Source organism: Paenibacillus sp. FSL L8-0436 (assembly GCF_038593025.1).
GTDB lineage: Bacteria > Bacillota > Bacilli > Paenibacillales > Paenibacillaceae > Paenibacillus_AQ.
On record NZ_CP151955.1, the window covers coordinates 2,782,979 to 2,799,453 of the forward strand.

At 48.4% G+C, this 16,475-nt stretch carries 15 protein-coding genes and 1 pseudogene; 13 read left to right on the forward strand and 3 right to left on the reverse strand.

Annotation, left to right across the window (positions count from 1 at the left end; genetic code table 11):
* Positions 1–355 precede the first annotated feature (355 nt).
* The 6 genes and pseudogenes from NSS79_RS12620 to NSS79_RS12645 all read left to right on the forward strand — a co-directional run bounded on the left by NSS79_RS12620 (position 356) and on the right by NSS79_RS12645 (position 4,926).
* Positions 356–747 (forward strand): annotated as a pseudogene (locus tag NSS79_RS12620) (hypothetical protein).
* A complete protein-coding gene (locus NSS79_RS12625; protein ID WP_342439602.1) occupies positions 677–1,516 on the forward strand; it encodes a carboxylesterase family protein in 840 nt (279 codons plus the stop codon). The pseudogene NSS79_RS12620 and the gene NSS79_RS12625 overlap by 71 nt, the downstream one beginning before the upstream one ends.
* Positions 1,435–2,175, forward strand: a complete 741-nt coding sequence (locus tag NSS79_RS12630; protein ID WP_342439603.1) for a carboxylesterase family protein — start codon at positions 1,435–1,437, stop codon at positions 2,173–2,175. The genes NSS79_RS12625 and NSS79_RS12630 overlap by 82 nt, the downstream gene beginning before the upstream one ends.
* Before the next feature lie 17 nt (positions 2,176–2,192).
* A complete protein-coding gene (locus NSS79_RS12635) occupies positions 2,193–2,975 on the forward strand; it encodes an alpha/beta hydrolase-fold protein (protein ID WP_342439604.1) in 783 nt (260 codons plus the stop codon).
* Between the two features lie 499 nt (positions 2,976–3,474).
* Entirely contained in the window at positions 3,475–4,554 is a 1,080-nt protein-coding gene (locus NSS79_RS12640) for an AI-2E family transporter (RefSeq protein WP_342439605.1), read from the forward strand.
* Positions 4,555–4,581: 27 nt separating this feature from the next.
* Entirely contained in the window at positions 4,582–4,926 is a 345-nt protein-coding gene (locus NSS79_RS12645) for an Asp23/Gls24 family envelope stress response protein (protein ID WP_342439606.1), read from the forward strand.
* A 76-nt stretch (positions 4,927–5,002) separates the two neighbouring features.
* Here the strand turns inward: NSS79_RS12645 and NSS79_RS12650 are convergent, their stop codons facing one another.
* Together NSS79_RS12650 and NSS79_RS12655 are read right to left on the reverse strand one after the other, a co-directional pair.
* Positions 5,003–6,418, reverse strand: a complete 1,416-nt coding sequence (locus NSS79_RS12650; RefSeq protein ID WP_342439607.1) for a HAMP domain-containing sensor histidine kinase — start codon at positions 6,416–6,418, stop codon at positions 5,003–5,005.
* On the reverse strand, positions 6,399–7,109 hold the full coding sequence (locus NSS79_RS12655) for a response regulator transcription factor (protein WP_342440360.1): 711 nt from the start codon (positions 7,107–7,109) through the stop codon (positions 6,399–6,401). Before NSS79_RS12655 ends, NSS79_RS12650 begins: the two co-directional genes overlap by 20 nt.
* A 323-nt stretch (positions 7,110–7,432) precedes the next feature.
* Between NSS79_RS12655 and NSS79_RS12660 the strand changes: the two genes are divergently transcribed.
* From NSS79_RS12660 to mnhG, 6 genes are read left to right on the forward strand one after another with little or no spacing between them, the layout of a single operon-like run.
* Positions 7,433–10,300 carry a Na+/H+ antiporter subunit A gene (locus tag NSS79_RS12660; protein WP_342439608.1) on the forward strand — a complete coding sequence of 956 codons (2,868 nt, stop codon included), beginning with the start codon at positions 7,433–7,435 and terminating at the stop codon, positions 10,298–10,300.
* Entirely contained in the window at positions 10,288–10,623 is a 336-nt protein-coding gene (locus NSS79_RS12665) for a Na(+)/H(+) antiporter subunit C (protein WP_342439609.1), read from the forward strand. The genes NSS79_RS12660 and NSS79_RS12665 overlap by 13 nt, the downstream gene beginning before the upstream one ends.
* Positions 10,620–12,095, forward strand: a complete 1,476-nt coding sequence (locus NSS79_RS12670) for a Na+/H+ antiporter subunit D (RefSeq protein ID WP_342439610.1) — start codon at positions 10,620–10,622, stop codon at positions 12,093–12,095. The genes NSS79_RS12665 and NSS79_RS12670 overlap by 4 nt, the downstream gene beginning before the upstream one ends.
* Positions 12,096–12,100: 5 nt before the next feature.
* The gene (locus tag NSS79_RS12675; protein WP_342439611.1) at positions 12,101–12,577 is read left to right on the forward strand and encodes a Na+/H+ antiporter subunit E; all 477 of its coding nucleotides are present in this window, start codon (positions 12,101–12,103) and stop codon (positions 12,575–12,577) included.
* Positions 12,577–12,870 carry a Na(+)/H(+) antiporter subunit F1 gene (locus NSS79_RS12680; protein ID WP_342439612.1) on the forward strand — a complete coding sequence of 98 codons (294 nt, stop codon included), beginning with the start codon at positions 12,577–12,579 and terminating at the stop codon, positions 12,868–12,870. Before NSS79_RS12675 ends, NSS79_RS12680 begins: the two co-directional genes overlap by 1 nt.
* The gene (mnhG, locus tag NSS79_RS12685; RefSeq protein ID WP_342439613.1) at positions 12,860–13,228 is read left to right on the forward strand and encodes a monovalent cation/H(+) antiporter subunit G; all 369 of its coding nucleotides are present in this window, start codon (positions 12,860–12,862) and stop codon (positions 13,226–13,228) included. The genes NSS79_RS12680 and mnhG overlap by 11 nt, the downstream gene beginning before the upstream one ends.
* 79 nt (positions 13,229–13,307) lie before the next feature.
* Here mnhG and NSS79_RS12690 read toward each other — a convergent pair whose 3' ends face one another.
* Positions 13,308–14,108, reverse strand: coding sequence for a YheC/YheD family protein (locus NSS79_RS12690; RefSeq protein WP_342439614.1), 801 nt, complete (start codon positions 14,106–14,108; stop codon positions 13,308–13,310).
* A 165-nt stretch (positions 14,109–14,273) separates the two neighbouring features.
* Here NSS79_RS12690 and sbnA point away from each other — a divergent pair, with 165 nt between their 5' ends.
* The gene (sbnA, locus tag NSS79_RS12695; RefSeq protein WP_342439615.1) at positions 14,274–16,475 is read left to right on the forward strand and encodes a 2,3-diaminopropionate biosynthesis protein SbnA; all 2,202 of its coding nucleotides are present in this window, start codon (positions 14,274–14,276) and stop codon (positions 16,473–16,475) included.

Consider the following 16,475-nt stretch of genomic DNA (forward strand, 5'->3'; position numbering starts at 1 on the left):
GGGAACAAAGCGGCGGGTGAAATCGGAATGCAAAGCAATCCATTGCATTTCGTACAGCAGAATGCACTTAAAGTAGCGTGAAAATGAAATCTACTGCATTCTGTGCAGCAGATTTCTGGAAAAAGAGCCCTTCGAGGTCCATTCTTAAAAATCAATTGTATGGACTGCAATAGAAGAGCTAATACCGGAGAAATCTGAGCAATCTGCTGCATAAACTACAATCACACTGTGAGAGGTATGGAGCTACGGTGAAGAGGCATACGCCATATTCGATGAATTCATGCAGATCAGAGAGCATCTGAAGCCCTATATCCGCGGGCTGATGGAGGCCGCCCATGAGAAGGGGACACCGCTTATGCATCCCCTGTTCTATGATTTCCCTCAGGACACGGAAGCCTGGGAAGCGGACGACCAGTATATGTTCGGCCCTGATCTTCTGTCGCCCCGGTGCTGTTCAAAGGTGAAAGTCAGCGCAAGGTATATTTGCCGTCCGGATCACAGTGGACCCATGTGTATACCCGCGAAAAGTTTGCCGGAGGACAGGTCATTGTGCCGGATGCGCCCTGGAGCAGATTCCTTTGTTCTTGCGCGATAATGCGGCGTTGCCTGTCCTTGGTGAACTCAGTAAATAAGAAAGAGCTATATAAGCTGAAACTGGGGAGCCTTTCTCAAGTTATTGGTCCGCCCGGGCTTTTGGTTCTTTGGAGGAAATCTTGTCACGGTAGGCCCGGGGGGAATAGCCGGTAAGCTGCCGGAACTGCCTGCAGAAATGCTCCACATTCAAGACTGGGAAGGTGAATTGAAAGCGTATGATTTTGCCCCGATTTCGATGCAGGTCCCAACCATCATAGATGTGAATAATATTTATTCCCGCGAATGGTCGGTTGACCCGGATCTTCCGATGGATGAGGACTGCCTTTACCTGAATGTCTGGACACCGGCCGTCTGCGCAGATGAGAAGCTTCCCGTCTTTGTATGGTATTTTGGCGGAGGACTTCAGGTCGGCCATACAGCCGAAATGGAATTTGACGGCGAACGTATTGCCCGCCGGGGAATTGTCGTGGTGACCGTGAATTACCGCCTGAATGCGTTTGGCTTTTTGAGCCATCCCGAGATTACTGCGGAATCCCCCGTGGCTCCCGCGAATTTCGGGCATCTGGATCAGCAGTCGGGCACGCAGTGGGTGAAACGCAATATCGCTGCTTTTGGCGGAGACCCTGACCAAATCACAATCGGGGGACAATCGGCCGGCGGTGGAAGTGTGCTGAGCCAACTGGCCTCGCCGCAGAATGAAGGGCTGTTTCAGCGAGCCGTGATTATGAGCGGGATCTTTACTCCGCTGTACCCGAACAACCCCGTGCCTCCGATAGAGCGTACCCTCAGTCAAGCTGAAGAGGAGGGGCAGCCTTCTTTGAATTTATGGGAGTGTCGACTTTGGAAGAGGCCCGCAAGCTGGATGCCCTCTATGTCCGTGATAAAATGCTGGAGTACGGCAGCTTCTGGGGAACGGTTATAGACCAGTTGTACTGTCCGGGCAACCCCTATAACCTTTTTCTGAAGGGACAGCACCATAAGGTGCCGGTCATGCTGGGAAATACCTCTTCCGAATTTTTCGCTGTTCCCGATACCGGCAGCGTGGAGGAATTCAGAGCCTTGGCGGTTGAAATGTTCGGCGGTAAAGCGGAAGAGTACCTTAAGCTATGTGGAGTTGATTCAGGGAAGCTGGAGGAAATGATCCATAAGGCTTCCGTAAGCAATATTGAATATGCGGTCCGTATTGCCGTTAAGGCCAATTGCGATTCCGGCAGCGGCGTACCAATGTATTATTATACTTTTGATGCGGAAATTCCGGGCTGGGAGGATCCGGGAACCTTCCATTCGGTGGATTTGTGGTTCCACTTCGAAACGCTGGCCAAATGCTGGCGGCCTTTTGTGGGCAAGCATTATGATCTTGCCCGCCAGATGTGCAATTATCTTGCCTATTTCATGGGCACGGGCGATCCGAATGGCAAAGATTCCACCGGGGAGGACTTGCCTCTCTGGAAACCGTGTACGCCGGAGGCGCCTTACGGCATGGTTTTTGCGGACAAGGCAGAATTTGTGAAGGAGCCTGCGGGTGAGGTTATGCAATTTCTGGTCGAGCAATATTTCAAGCGGCAATCCATTTATATCTAGGGGAGGAATGAGGGGAAATGAACGAGAACAATCAGAATTATACGATACAAACGGCCGGATATGACAAGGAGAGGGATGCCATTGCGCGGGGAGCGATCCGTACTATAGAATATCCTTCTACAACGGTAGGGAACGCCCGGAAGGCAATGGTATATACGCCGCCCGGATATTCCGCCGCCGAGGAATACGGCGTCTTGTATTTGCTGCACGGAATTGGCGGAGATGAGACCGAATGGTACAATCACGGCAAGCCTCAGATTATCCTGGACAATCTGTATGCCGATCAAATGCTGAAGCCTATGATCGTCGTGCTTCCGAACGGCCGGGCGATGTTGAATGACCGGGCGGCAGGAGATGTTTTTGCTCCCGACAAGGTACAGGCGTTCGAAACCTTCGAGTCAGATTTACTCCATGATCTTATCCCTTATATAGAAGCGAATTATTCGGTCCTGACCGACCGGATGCACCGCGCCATTGCCGGATTATCCATGGGCGGAGGGCAATCCCTGAATATCGGTCTGAACAATCTGGACCAGTTCGCCTGGATCGGGGCGTTCTCCCCGGCTCCCAATACGAAGCTGCCCGAGCTGCTGGTGCCGGAACCGCTGAAGACGGCAGAATTGCTCAGCCTGCTCTGGCTATCCTGTGGTGATCTGGACAGTCTCAAGAATGTCAGCGACCGGACGCATGCCTATTTATCGCAGCATTCCGTGCCGCATATCTGGGTGGAAGAACATGGCGACCACGATTGGCCGGTCTGGAAGAACGGCTTGTATCAGTTCTCCAAGCTTATTTTTTAGCTGACCGCTCAAGGATAACCGCTGCTTCAGCCTAGTACGACAAAAAGGGGGCATTCCCGGCTTCGGGACAGCGAATATATGGGTGGACGGAGCTTTAATCTGGAACAGCCGATCCGCTTGTTGTGAACTGGACACACTGCCATGCCATGATCTTGTTCAATGAACGATACTGGGATTTGGGTATGTGTTGTAACACCAATTTAGAGCGACCGTTTCCTTGTTCGATGGGGAAACGGTTGTTTACTATGAGCTGCTAAGAATTCTGAATCTTATTAAGGTGATTTGGATGGAGCTCCAGTTATAACCCCGATCTGCGGCAGCTGTTATGCCTTTATCCGCTGCTTGAACGGGCAAATCGCTTTGAAGGAGAACACCGATTGCATCATTTGAGTTGATAAAATGTAATAATATTTATCTAATCTTTAGGTTCAGTTTAGAGTGTATAAAGATTGGAACGCTATATTAATACAAATAAGCTGGATAGAGCAGGAGATGGCAGATGAAAAATGTAAATAAATTTCTTACCATAGGTAAAGCAATACTGCTGGTCCTTGCAATCATTTATGTGGGTTCTTTAGTGGATTTTATTTTTAAACCCTTTAAGGCGCTGACGGGTGTGATCCTCATCCCGATGTTGTTAGCCGTTTTTTTCTACTATATCCTGCGGCCTTTAATTCCTCTGCTGGAAAAGTGGAAATTGAAGCGAACACCGGCGATCCTTCTGATTTACCTTTTCTTGTTTATCATTGTAATGGCATTCTTTGGGGGTGTCTGGCCTCCCTTGAAATCGCAACTGATCAATCTGGTGCAAAATGCGCCTCATCTTTTCAATTTATTAAACGATAAAATTATGGAGCTGGAGAAAACGGGGGTTTTCTCGAAAATAATCCCCGATGATTTCAGCCTGCTCTCCCAATTAAATGAATATTTAAACAAGGGGTTCACTTTATTAACCAGTTATGTCACAGGGTTATTTTCAGCGGTCTCCAACTTAGCGATTATACTGTTTACCTTTCCAATATTGTTGTTTTATATGCTTAAGGAGGGTGACAAATTCGGGAAAATCATCGTAAGAGCTGTTCCTAAACGTTTTCGCGGGAAAACCAGTACAATTACAAAAGAAATCGATGCCGCGCTCAGCAGCTATATCGTTAGCAGAGTTATCGTTAATCTGGCGCTGGGTGTCCTGATGTATCTCGGATTCCTTATGATAGGGTTACCTTATGCTCTTGTATTAACACTGATTGCCGTCATTATGAACTTTATTCCTTATTTTGGGGCCATCATCTCATCTGTTCCTATTGTGATTGTAGGTCTGGTTGAATCTCCTGCTGTGGGATTGTGGGCTTTGGTTATTATCCTGTTGGCACAGCAGGTTCAGGATAACATCATTTCACCGTTGGTCTTTGGCAAAAGTCTTGATATTCATCCCATTACCACAACAGTTCTTGTGCTCGGAGTGGGGAATTTCTTTGGATTCATTGGCATGCTGATCATTATTCCTGTGTATATGGTCATCAAAATTTTATCTAAGCATACGTATCATTTGTTCTTTAAAGAAAAATGGGAGGGACTATAGTTCGTATAAATCGAAGGAGGCGATGGGATGAATAACTTAAATAACGGATATAGAGGTAACATTACGATTTCAAATCGGGCCATATTGAAGATTGCCGGCAAGGCGATTCAGGAAGCGGAAGAAGTGAAGGTGCTTATGGAAGGCAAAACAAAACGCAAAAACAGAGATGACTTCTATAAAGCTATTGACCTCCAGATAAACGGGGGAGAGCTGGCGGTTCACATCTTTCCGATTTTTGTGCTCGGAACTCCTCTTCACCAGCTTGCGCAGCTTTTGCAGCAAAAAATTAAGAGCAGCCTTGAAATACTGACTGGATTAAAAGTGTCACAAGTGAATGTAACTGTGGTTGGCATTATACCGGAGCAAATTTGAATTATTCAATAAAACAGCGGCAGTCAAGGACATTATTCTATCGTCCTTGGCTGCCGCTATTTCTTTTGGCGTTAGACTATTTTTGTAAACTGATCTTAAAAACGGTTGATTCCTTCCCGGGGTTGGCCAGTTCCAACGTTCCGCCCATTCTTTCCGTATTTTTCAAGGCTATAGCCAAGCCTAAGCCGGTTCCTCCAGATGCCGTTCTGGCTTCATCTCCCCGCACAAAGGGATCGAAAAGGGTGGATCTGAGTTCTTGAGGAATCCCCACACCATTATCAGCAATTTCAATGACCATTCGGGTGGCCTGGGGAATGAGCTCTATCCGAAGATTCGTTCCGGGCGGATTATAAGTCAGAGCATTGGTGATCAGATTATAGACCACTCGTGACAGCAGTTCAGGATCAAAGAGCGCATAAACATCCTGATCGGGTACTTGGAACTGAAGCGTAAACCGCTTTTGTTCGATTTCTCCATACGAATCGGCGATAATTTCCCGCAGGAAGTCGCCAAGCTCGTGATGCCCCATTTTCAGCAGGAAATCCGGCGAGTCTGTTTTGAGCAGTTCCATCATATTTTGAATTAATTTAGTGACTTGGGAGGACTTATTGTGAATATATGACAGATATTTCCGCTGTCTTTCCACATCCTCGACGCGGCCTTCATACAGGGCTTGCGCATAACCCTGAATGCTGGTGACCGGGGTCTTCAGATCATGAGAGAGGTCCATCATCATCCGCTGCTTGCTTTCTTCCGCCAGCCGCGTAGCCTTGGTAGTTTTCTCAATCATATCTGCCATGTAGTTGAACGTTTCAGCCATTTGCTCGAATTCCTGCTCTGCATGGACAGAGATCCTGGTGCTGTAATTGCCTTGGATCATTTCCTTTAATCCTTCGTTAATTGTTTTGAGCGGTTTGAGAATTCGCCGGGCTACAGAATAGCTGTAAACAACAACCAGCACCAGAAGCACCATCGCTCCAATCAAAATATAGAAGGTAACCGAATGGTTAAAATAGGACATAAACGGGTAGCTGTTAATGGAGATGTCAATACGGTCCCGTGGGATTTTCAGCAGCAGCCAGTCTGTCGAACCAGGGCCCGGGTAGCGGGACAATGAATAGTAATAATCCTGACTTCGATCATTCTCAAGCAGCTTATACAATTGTTCCTCTGAGTAGCTAATCATCTGATCCTGTTTATTTCCGATCACTTCTTTGATGAGCTTGCTTCCGTCCAAGATTTCAAGCCAGCCCTGGCTGCGCAGCAATTTCCCGGTTTCCGGCCCGGATCTGGGATTATTCAAATATTGGCTTGCCGTGACCTTTAAATCCGGATCCGCAAGTTGATAATCCTTTAGCTTTTGCGTCACATCCAGTTGTATAAACAAATAGGCGCCAAGCGAAATGACAAGAACAATGACAAGAAACCGTAAAAAGTCAAAGGCAAGCGACGTCTGCAGCGGCCGTTGGTTTCTAGTTCTCCACAGGCGCATTAATTTTGTACCCCAATCCCCGGATGGTTTTCAGATACTCAGGTTTCTTGGAATCCAGCTCAATCTTCTCACGGATGTTGCTGATATGTACCATGATACTGTTGTCCTCATACATATAGAAGTCTTCCCAAACCGCTTCATAAATTCGCTTGCGCGTGAACACCCGCCCCGGTTCCTCCATCATCAGCTTAAGGATTTTATATTCAGTGGAGGTCAACACAACCGGTTCCCCTGAGACATATAGAACACACTCGCTCAGATCTAGTGTCAGTGATCCAAGTACAATTTTCTCAACCGCCGGCTCCTTGTCCACAGGGGAAACATCAAAATGATGGACTCTCCTCAGCAAAGCATTGACACGGGCAACGACCTCCAGCGGATTAAAGGGCTTAGAGATATAATCATCCGCTCCGAGCTCCAGACCGAGAATTTTATCATGATGCTGGCTTTTGGCCGATAAGAACAGGACGGGAAAATGATACGCCCGGCGAATACTCTTAAGCAGCTGTAATCCATCCATCCCCGGCATCATAATATCGAGAATAGCTAAATCGATCGTATGCTCCCCAATGATATGTAAAGCGTCCATACCGTTGGTAGCCTTCAAAATATGGTAGTCCTTTTCAAGGTAAAGCTGCAGCAATTCGACGATTTCGAGTTCGTCATCAGCGATCAGTATCGTAAATATAATAAATCACCCCTACTCAATATAACTCTCTAACCTTTATTCATTCTAAACCAAACCTAAAGATTGGATAAATATTTATGGAATATTGTTTTTATCTTTTTTTCATTCGTTCGAACGGGGCTTTACAGTTTCTTGCGCTGACTGTATAATTATCTTTAATTGTATACGGAATCAAACGGAGGAGCCTGCCAAAAGCGGGCTCTTTTTGTTTTTTTTTACTGGGAAAATAAGTTAATTATCAATACCTGAGAATTGTACAGAATGAATGGATACAACCGCAATAGCAGAAAACTAGAACATGAATAAAAGAGGAGGAGTGCTGGACCGTGCTGCATCTTGTAATTTTACTTCCATTTTTGTTTGCTGCATTTATTCCGCTTACTAAATATTTGCCGCGTTTTCATGTGGGCTGGACCGTTCTGCCCTTGCCTGCAGCTCTGTTTCTCTACTTCCTGACAAGAATCCCAAGTATTCAAGCAGGATCAAATCTAATGACAAGCGTTTCCTGGATGCCTTCACTCGGAGTCGATATTACACTTTACCTGGATGGACTCAGCCTGTTGTTTGTTTTGCTGATTACCGGAATGGGCGCTCTGGTGGTGCTCTATTCCATTTATTATCTGAGTAAGCACAGCGAAGGGATTCGCCAATTCTACATGTACCTGCTGATGTTTATGGGGGCGATGCTGGGTGTTGTGCTGTCAGATAATCTGATGGTTCTATACGGGTTCTGGGAGCTCACCAGTATTTCTTCATTCCTGCTGATTGCTTTCTGGCACCGCCGGGAAAGATCGCGCTACGGTGCAATGAAGTCGATGCTCATTACGGTGTTTGGCGGTCTGGCTATGTTTGCCGGATTTAATCTGTTATACGTCATGACTGGAACTTATAGTATCCGGGAAATTGTAGCTGTAGCCGGATCTTTGCCGGGCCACTCCATGTTTATCCCGGCGATGCTGCTGATCCTGCTGGGAGCGTTCACGAAATCCGCGCAATTTCCATTTCATATCTGGCTGCCTGATGCGATGGAAGCACCGACACCGGTCAGCGCCTATCTTCATTCGGCTACGATGGTTAAGGCGGGAATCTATTTGGTTGCACGGCTCACCCCTGTATTTGCAGGTCAATCCGGGTGGTTCTGGCTGGTTTCGCTCACAGGAATGGTGACACTGATCTATGGAGCATTTAAAGCGATTAAGCAAAGCGATCTCAAAGGCTTGCTTGCGTACTCTACCATCAGCCAGCTCGGTCTGATCATGTCTCTGCTGGGACTTGGTTCGGCGGCTTCCTTTTTTGCCGGGAAGGAAGAAGCTGTTTTCTATACTATGGCTACTGCAGCGGCCCTCTTTCATCTCCTGAATCATGCTGTTTTTAAAGGCAGCTTGTTTATGGTTGTCGGAATTATTGACCATGAAACGGGTACCCGGGATCTCCGCAAGCTGGGCGGGCTGATGTCTCTCATGCCCATTACTTTCTCGGTCGCATTGATCGGCGCATTCTCCATGGCAGGCTTGCCGCCGTTCAGCGGGTTCCTCAGCAAAGAAATGTTCTTTACCGCTATGCTGAATATCCGTGAGTTCGACATACTGAATACTGGCTCCTGGATGGGGATTTTTCCGGTAGCCGCCTGGCTTGCCAGTGTGTTTACCTTTGTGTACAGTATGATTCTCGTCTTTAAGACCTTTGGGGGTAAACTTCAGAAGGCTAAACTGGATAAAATGCCGCATGAAGCGCCGCTCGGCCTTCTGCTGTCACCAGTGATGCTGGTCTCCCTTGCTGTAGTCTTTGCTTTCTTTCCTGAGCTTGTTTCTAATTCGCTGATTGAGCCGGCAATGGCGTCGATCCATAACGGGGTATTGGCGCCTGAAGATACGTTCGAGGTTTCGATTCATTTCTGGCATGGCTGGACACCGGAGATATTTATGACCATAGGTGTTATCGCTGCCGGTGTGCTGTTATACCGAAGCTACAGCCGGTTGCGGGTCTTGGACCGTGGGCCAAGCGGACGGAAAACGCTCAACCATCTCTATGATGGGAGCCTTCAATTGTTGGAGCGGGGCTCAAAACGCCTGACCAATGCTTATATGACCGGCTCCAACCGTCATTATTTGCTGTATATTTTCAGCTTCTTTATTATCGCGTTGCTCGCTGCTCTAATTGGACAACCGGGTATCAGCTTCGGCATGGAGCACTATGCGCCATTGTCCATTTATGAGACAGCGGTAATAGCCGTTATGCTGCTTGCGGCATTCGCAGTGCCTTTTGCCAAATCACGGGTCAGTGCCATTTTATTCACTGGCTGTGTCGGCTATATGGTAACGCTATTGTTCGTCATCTTCCGGGCGCCTGATCTCGCGCTTACGCAAATGATGATAGAGACGGTGTCGGTCATTCTCTTCCTTCTCTGCTTCAGATATCTTCCGAAGCTGAAGAAGGATAAGGAACGCCTGCGGTTTAAGCTGCCGAATTTGATTATCGCCCTTGGTGTTGGTATCACCACAACTTTAATTGCTTTGGCGGCGATGGGTAGCAGTCCCTTTGAACCGATTTCCGAGTATTTCCTGAAAGAAAGCTACAAATCAGCCGGCGGTAAAAATGTAGTCAACGTCATTCTGGTGGATTTCCGCGGCTTTGATACCTTGTTTGAAATTATGGTGCTCGGTATCGCCTCAATGGCTATCTATGGCTTGATTCATTTAAGAATGGAACCTGGTCAGACTGAAGCCGGAAAAGTCCGTTCTGGAAACTCAGCCTCGCGGCTGCAAAGTAATGATGTGATCCTGCAGACCATGTCCAAGGGAATTGTCCTCATTATACTTACGTTCTCCTTGTACTTGTTCTTTGCGGGCCACAACCATCCGGGGGGAGGTTTTATTGGAGCGCTGATGACTTCCGCCGCGCTTGTTCTGATGGCTGTCGCTTTTGGCATGGATACGGTCCGTAAGGTTATTCCGGTGAACTACCGCTTGATTACGGGAACCGGATTGCTGATCGCGATTGTTACGGCATCGGGTTCCTTCATATTTAATGCACCGTTTCTCAGTCATGCCTTTGGTCATTTTCAATTGCCTATACTCGGGGATACAGAGCTTGCGACAGCGGTTCTGTTTGACCTGGGCGTGTATTTGGCCGTAGTGGGTGTAACCATGAACATCATATTATCGATCGGGGGGGATAAACAATGGAACTCGTAATGGCGGTGGCTGTAGGGATTTTATTTACAATTGGTGTCTATCTGATTCTGTCCAAAAGTCTGCTGCGCATTGTGCTGGGAACTTCCCTGCTGACACATGGCGTCCATCTGCTGCTCCTCACGATGGCCGGACTCAAAAAAGGCGCTGCACCGGTGCTGGGAGAAAATGCGGAGACTTATGTCGATCCCCTGCCGCAGGCGCTGATCTTAACCTCCATTGTGATCAGCTTTGGAGTTACTGCTTTCTATTTTGTTCTGGCCTACCGTTCCTACCAGACACTGGGTACGGATGAAATCGATAGTATCAAGGAGGAGAAAGAATGAGCAATCTGTTGGTGCTGCCGATTCTGATCCCCCTATGTACAGCTGTGATCCTGATCTTCCTGAAAGAAAGAATCCGGCTCCAGCGCTGGATCAGCTCCGCCAGCGGATTACTGAATATTGTCATTGCTGCTGTCCTGGTCTCACGTGTTCACGATAAGGGTATACAAACCCTGCAGATGGGGGGATGGTCCCCGCCTTACGGCATTGTGTTCGTTGGCGATATGTTAGCATCATTGCTGCTGCTGACGGCTTCGCTGGTCAGCTTTGCCATATTGCTCTACTCCTTCCGCAGTATAGGTGAGGAGCGGGAGCGCTTTTACTACTATACCTTTTTTCATTTCTTACTCGTAGGGGTATACGGTTCCTTCCTTACAGGGGACATCTTTAATCTGTTCGTCTTCTTCGAGGTGATGCTCATTTCTTCCTATGCGCTTATTTCTATTGGCGGGACGAAGCTCCAGCTACGGGAGACGTCCAAATATTTGCTGATCAATATTGTATCCTCCACACTGTTCGTGGCGGCGGTAGCTTATCTCTATGCAGCAGTGGGCACGCTCAACATGGCCCATTTGTCCCAGCGTATTGCCGAAGCAGGGCAAGGCGGCATACTTAATGTAATAGCCATTTTGTTCCTGATCGTATTTTCTTTAAAGGCCGGGCTCATGCTGTTTTATTGGCTGCCTGGATCATACAGTGCACCTCCGGTGGCGGTCAGGGCTTTGTTTGGCGCATTGTTGACTAAAGTGGGCTTGTATGCAATTATTCGTACATTTACCCTCCTGTTCGTAAACGATCCGGGCTTCACCCAGCCTTGGATAGCCTGGATGGCGGCGGCTACAATGATTCTGGGCGGATTGGGAGCTGTAGCCTATCAGGATATTCCCCGTATTCTTAATTACAATGTCATCATCAGCGTTGGTTTTGTCGCCTTTGGCCTGGCAGTTGGGACACCAGACTCTCTGAACGGGGCGGTATTCTATTTGCTGCATGATATGCTGGCGAAAGCACTGATGTTTATTCTCGGAGGAATGATCATCTCTGCCGCAGGAACGGAACACTTGAAGAACATGGGGGGGATGATCAGAAAGTACCCCTTGATCGGCTGGATGTTTTTTATACTGGCACTTGCTCTTGTGGGAATTCCTCCGCTCAGCGGTTTTGCCGGCAAGGTTCTGATCATTCGCGGAGGGTTGGATACCGGCATGTTGACCTTGTCTCTGATTGGTCTGGCGTCAAGCTTTCTTGTACTGTATTCCTTGATGAAGGTGTTCAGACTGGCATTTTGGGGAAATGAACCGGAGAAGGAATTACCAAAGGTCAACTTAAAAAGCGCTTCGGCCGTTGCTGCCGGACTGCTTGTTCTTGTTATTGCAATGGGGATTGGGGCGGAGTGGGTATACACCTATGTATCGCAGGCCGGAGATATCTTGGTCTCACCCGGGCTTTATATTGAAGCTGTAATGAAGGAGTAGAGGAGATGGCTTTGCAAATACTGTTCAACCTGATGATTGCTTTCATGTGGATGCTGCTAAATAACAACAGTTCGGGCTCAAGCTTTATCGTGGGGTATGTGCTTGGAATATTCATTCTGCTGATCCTGCGGAAGTCATGGACACAGCCCTTCTATCTCAAACGAGTATGGGCAATGCTGAAGCTGCTGCTGATATTTATCCGCGAGCTGGTGGTGTCGAGCTTTGTGGTGATTGGTCATATCGTTCGTCCAAAACTGGCTATACGTCCCGGTATTTTTGCTTACGAGACCACCTTAACATCTGCGTGGGAAGTCACTTTATTATCCTGTTTGATTTGCCTGACACCGGGAACACTGACACTTGATGTTTCTGGAGATGGAAAGATCCTGTACATCCATGCCATTGATATTGAAGATGCACAGCTGCTTACCGAGCAGATCAGAGGCACTTTTGAGCAAGCCATTATGGAGGTGACCCGCTGATGAGTCTGACTTTGTTAACTGCAGCGCTGATTATATTATCGGTGTCTATGCTGGCCTGTCTGTACCGTCTGCTTAAAGGACCGACCCGTTCTGACCGGGTTGCCGCACTGGATACGATAGGCATCCATGTGCTGGCCATGATTGCGGTAGTCTCTATGCTGCTGGATACACAGGATTTTCTTGAGATTATTCTGGTGATAGGCATTCTTACTTTTATAGGAACGACGGCGCTGGCCAGATACATTGAACGGGGTGTTGTATTTGAAGAGGGAGGTGACAGGCATGACCGGTGAGTTGTTCAGTTCGATTCTGGTGCTGCTTGGCGCTGTATTCTGCGCTCTGAGCGCATTCGGTTTGGTCCGGCTGCCCGATGTGTACCTGCGTTCACACGCCGCTACCAAAAGCGCGACACTTGGGGTGCTCTGTGTGCTGAGCGGAGCGTTTGTCTACTTCCTGTTTCACGATGGAACGGTCAGCTATAAGCTGCTGCTTGCTATCGTCTTTGTATTCATTACCTCTCCGGTAGCAGGCCATTTAAACGGCAGATCAGCCTACCGGTCGGGAGTTCCGCTATGGGAAGGCAGCATTCAGGATGACCTGAAGCCCTCCATGGAAGAGGATCAGGCGCTGTCTGTAGAGCAAGAACGCTGACAGGAGCAGGCGAGCTGTGAAAGAGCAGCTCCACAATTCGCCGCTTCAGGCTGCGTTGTTCCGCAGATAACCCCGCAGTTTACACTACACCCTGTTTAGATTTCATACACTTCAGATTATATGTGCGGCCATAGGCGTTAGCGTATTTTATGATCCGTTTAATCATGCTTTTGTCCTTCAGCTTGGTAAACGGACAAGGATCGGGGGAAGTATTCACTTCCAGAATCCAGGGCTTGAGGCGCCGGTCCAAGGCAATATCCACGCCGATTTCCTGGAGGGCGGGAAAGGTTGTGCTTAGCTGCTTGGCGGACTTCACACCCATTTCCTTCAGGGCCGAGATCAATGCTTTACGCTTCTCCAGGCTGGTGTAGGCGTTCAACAATACTTCAACCGGATAAATCGTCCCCCCCTGGCTCCCGTTTGTAACAACCTTGCGGGGATGCGCTAAGCGTCCTGCAACCCCCGTAGCATCCCATCCACCCTTAAGATTTCGCTGCACCATCACCCGGATATCGAAGGGCCGGCCCTCATAAACCAAAAGCCGGATCCCTCTCTGTACTAAATAGGACTTTCCCTGGGTCTCCTTTAAGATTGCGCGATAAGCTGTGTCGTAATCCGGGAAGCTGCGTACATGCATACCCGCCTGATAGCTGTAGTGAATCCGTTCCTTCCGGACGGTCTTTTCAATCCGAATCACACCTTTCCCCAAGGATCCACAGCATGGCTTAATGTAGACCATATTATATTTTTGCAGCATCTCATGTAGTGTGCTTTGATCCATTTTTCTCGTTACCGGGATATACGTCCTTAATTCTTGGCTTCGAGCCATCACCTTTGTCTTCGTCAGCTTATTGGATACATGCCTTATTTGCTTCTTCATTGTGTCCCTCCGTCTCTATAGTTCCATAGGCTATATTACGGAAATGTTCAGTTTTTGATTGGGCATCTACACAGCAATAGAACACACTAGGAGAATTCTACATAAGATTATTGCAGGTGTTTATCTAATGAGGCTGCAGCATGCGGCCAATAGGAGGCGGCGAAGATGCTGCTCGGTAATTTGCAGGATAAGGTGCTAGAAGTCACCGGGGTTTTTCCTTGGTACAAGAGGCTGATCGGAGGGAAGACGAGTTATAGCCTACAGAACCTTCCGCTTATGACGTCGGAGATTCTGGATACCCATTATTATACCCAACCCGGTGACCCTTCTCTGGCCGTATACCGGACGTCGGGCACAAGCACGGGCCGCCGAAAAGCGATATTCTACTCAGAGGAAGACGATAAAAACTACATTGATATCAAAACAAAGCTGTTCGGTGAGCTGCTTGCGGGAAGCGGCTGCACAAGAGCTTTGGCGGACATGGGTACAGGACATGCAGCGAACACGGCCCTGTCCATATTTGAGCGGCTGGGACTCGAAAAGAGTTCAATACCCTTCGATCTTCCCATCGAACAGCACATTGAACGGCTGCAAGCCTTTAAGCCTGAGCTGCTGTATACGATGCCTTCTATCCTTGACCATATTGTATATGCCGCCGGAAACCCGCGCGACTTCGGCATCCGTAAGATCATTCTGGTCGGGGAAATCGCCACACTGGGATGGCAGCGGAATATGGCGCGCCTGTTCGGTCTTGATCCACGGGACATCGTCGATACGTATGGCTCCATTGAAATGGGCACGATTGCTTATTACTCTCATGAGCTAGGCAGGTATATCCTTGCTGACGGGATTTTTGCGGAAGGGCTCGGGACGGAGGCGTTAGGCGGGGATTTAAGGCCGCTGGGTAAAAATGAAAGTATTCTGGTTCTTACTTCAACCGTCCGCAAGATGATACCAGCCATTCGTTTTGTTACCTATGATGTGGTAAGGGATTTCAGACCTGTGATGATAGGCGGTGTGGAAAAGCAGAGCTTTGCCTCAATCGTCAAACGGGTGGGCCGGGAACTGAAGCATGGGGAGAAAATTAGCCTGTACGATATTGAACAGGTTGTATACCGTCATATAGAAGATGCGATCATCCGGGTGAAGGTAAGGAACAATGCGCTGACCGTTTATATCAAAAGTAAATCTGCACTTAACTCCACGGCTCCGGCAATCAGGGGGGAAATCAGAGAGTGCATTCCGGAAATCGGCATGATGATTCGAAATCATCTGCTTGACGATGTTGAGGTCTTTATAGTGTCCAATGGCGAGACGCTGGAGAGCGGGCAGGTAAAGAACAAAAAGCTATATTACCAGAAAGACAAAGACAGGGCAGAGATGAACTTGAGTGGCGGCATACTGTCGACCATCGGAAATACGCCCTTAATCAAGCTGAGCAATCTGTTCCAGAACAGCGGGTTTGAGGTCTACGCCAAAATGGAGCTGCTGAATCCGGGCGGAAGTGCGAAAGACCGTCCTGCCCTGCGGATGATCCAGGAGGCTTGGAAGGAAGGTAGAATAAGGCCTGGAACTGTCATTATTGAATCGAGTTCGGGGAATATGGCGATTAGCCTGGCGATGATTTGCAAATATTTGGGGCTGCGGTTTATCAGCGTTATCGACCCCCGAACAACCGAAACGAATATTCAGATCCTGAAGGCTTTGGATGCAAAAATCGACTATGTCGCGGAGCCAGACCCGGAAACAGGCGAGTTTCTGCCTGCGAGGCTCACACGCGTACAGCAGTTATTGGCTGAGATACCCGGCAGCTTTTGGCCGAATCAATATGGAAACGCAAATAATTATCTGGCCCACTACCATACGACCATGAAAGAGATCGTGACCGAACTTGGCCGGGTGGATTATTTGTTTTGCAGTGTCAGTACATGCGGCACGATCAGGGGGCTGGCGGAATACGCAAGGGATCATGGGCTAAAGACCAAGATCGTGGCTGTCGACGCGGAGGGCAGCGTCATTTTTGGCGGAAATAAGGGCAGCCGGCGTTTCCCCGGACTGGGTGCCGGCATTGTGCCGCCTTTTTGCAGAAAAGACCTAATCGACCATATCGTGTATGTTTCGGACTGGGAGATCGTAAAAGGCTGCCGGGCGCTCGCGCAGACTGAATCGATCCTGGCCGGTGCATCCTCCGGAGGAATTATTGCCGCCGTCAAGCGTATGGAGCAAGAAATAACTCCGGGATCTCACTGCGCGGTCATTCTGCATGACAAGGGAGAACGTTACCTCGATACCGTATATTCGGACTCATGGATTCAGAACCAGTTCGGCCGGGATCTCTCGTCTGAAGACGGAGATGTCCCTACCTAA

Excerpts from the sequence above, each read along its gene's own strand:
- NSS79_RS12650 (WP_342439607.1), bottom strand. The coding sequence starts at position 6,418 with ATGCGCCTGTGGAGAACTAGAAACCAACGGCCGCTGCAGACGTCGCTT.
- NSS79_RS12665 (WP_342439609.1), top strand. The coding sequence starts at position 10,288 with ATGGAACTCGTAATGGCGGTGGCTGTAGGGATTTTATTTACAATTGGT.
- NSS79_RS12635 (WP_342439604.1), top strand. The coding sequence starts at position 2,193 with ATGAACGAGAACAATCAGAATTATACGATACAAACGGCCGGATATGAC.
- NSS79_RS12645 (WP_342439606.1), top strand. The coding sequence starts at position 4,582 with ATGAATAACTTAAATAACGGATATAGAGGTAACATTACGATTTCAAAT.
- NSS79_RS12640 (WP_342439605.1), top strand. The coding sequence starts at position 3,475 with ATGAAAAATGTAAATAAATTTCTTACCATAGGTAAAGCAATACTGCTG.
- sbnA (WP_342439615.1), top strand. The coding sequence starts at position 14,274 with ATGCTGCTCGGTAATTTGCAGGATAAGGTGCTAGAAGTCACCGGGGTT.
- mnhG (WP_342439613.1), top strand. The coding sequence starts at position 12,860 with ATGACCGGTGAGTTGTTCAGTTCGATTCTGGTGCTGCTTGGCGCTGTA.
- NSS79_RS12670 (WP_342439610.1), top strand. The coding sequence starts at position 10,620 with ATGAGCAATCTGTTGGTGCTGCCGATTCTGATCCCCCTATGTACAGCT.
- NSS79_RS12680 (WP_342439612.1), top strand. The coding sequence starts at position 12,577 with ATGAGTCTGACTTTGTTAACTGCAGCGCTGATTATATTATCGGTGTCT.
- NSS79_RS12675 (WP_342439611.1), top strand. The coding sequence starts at position 12,101 with ATGGCTTTGCAAATACTGTTCAACCTGATGATTGCTTTCATGTGGATG.
- NSS79_RS12690 (WP_342439614.1), bottom strand. The coding sequence starts at position 14,108 with ATGAAGAAGCAAATAAGGCATGTATCCAATAAGCTGACGAAGACAAAG.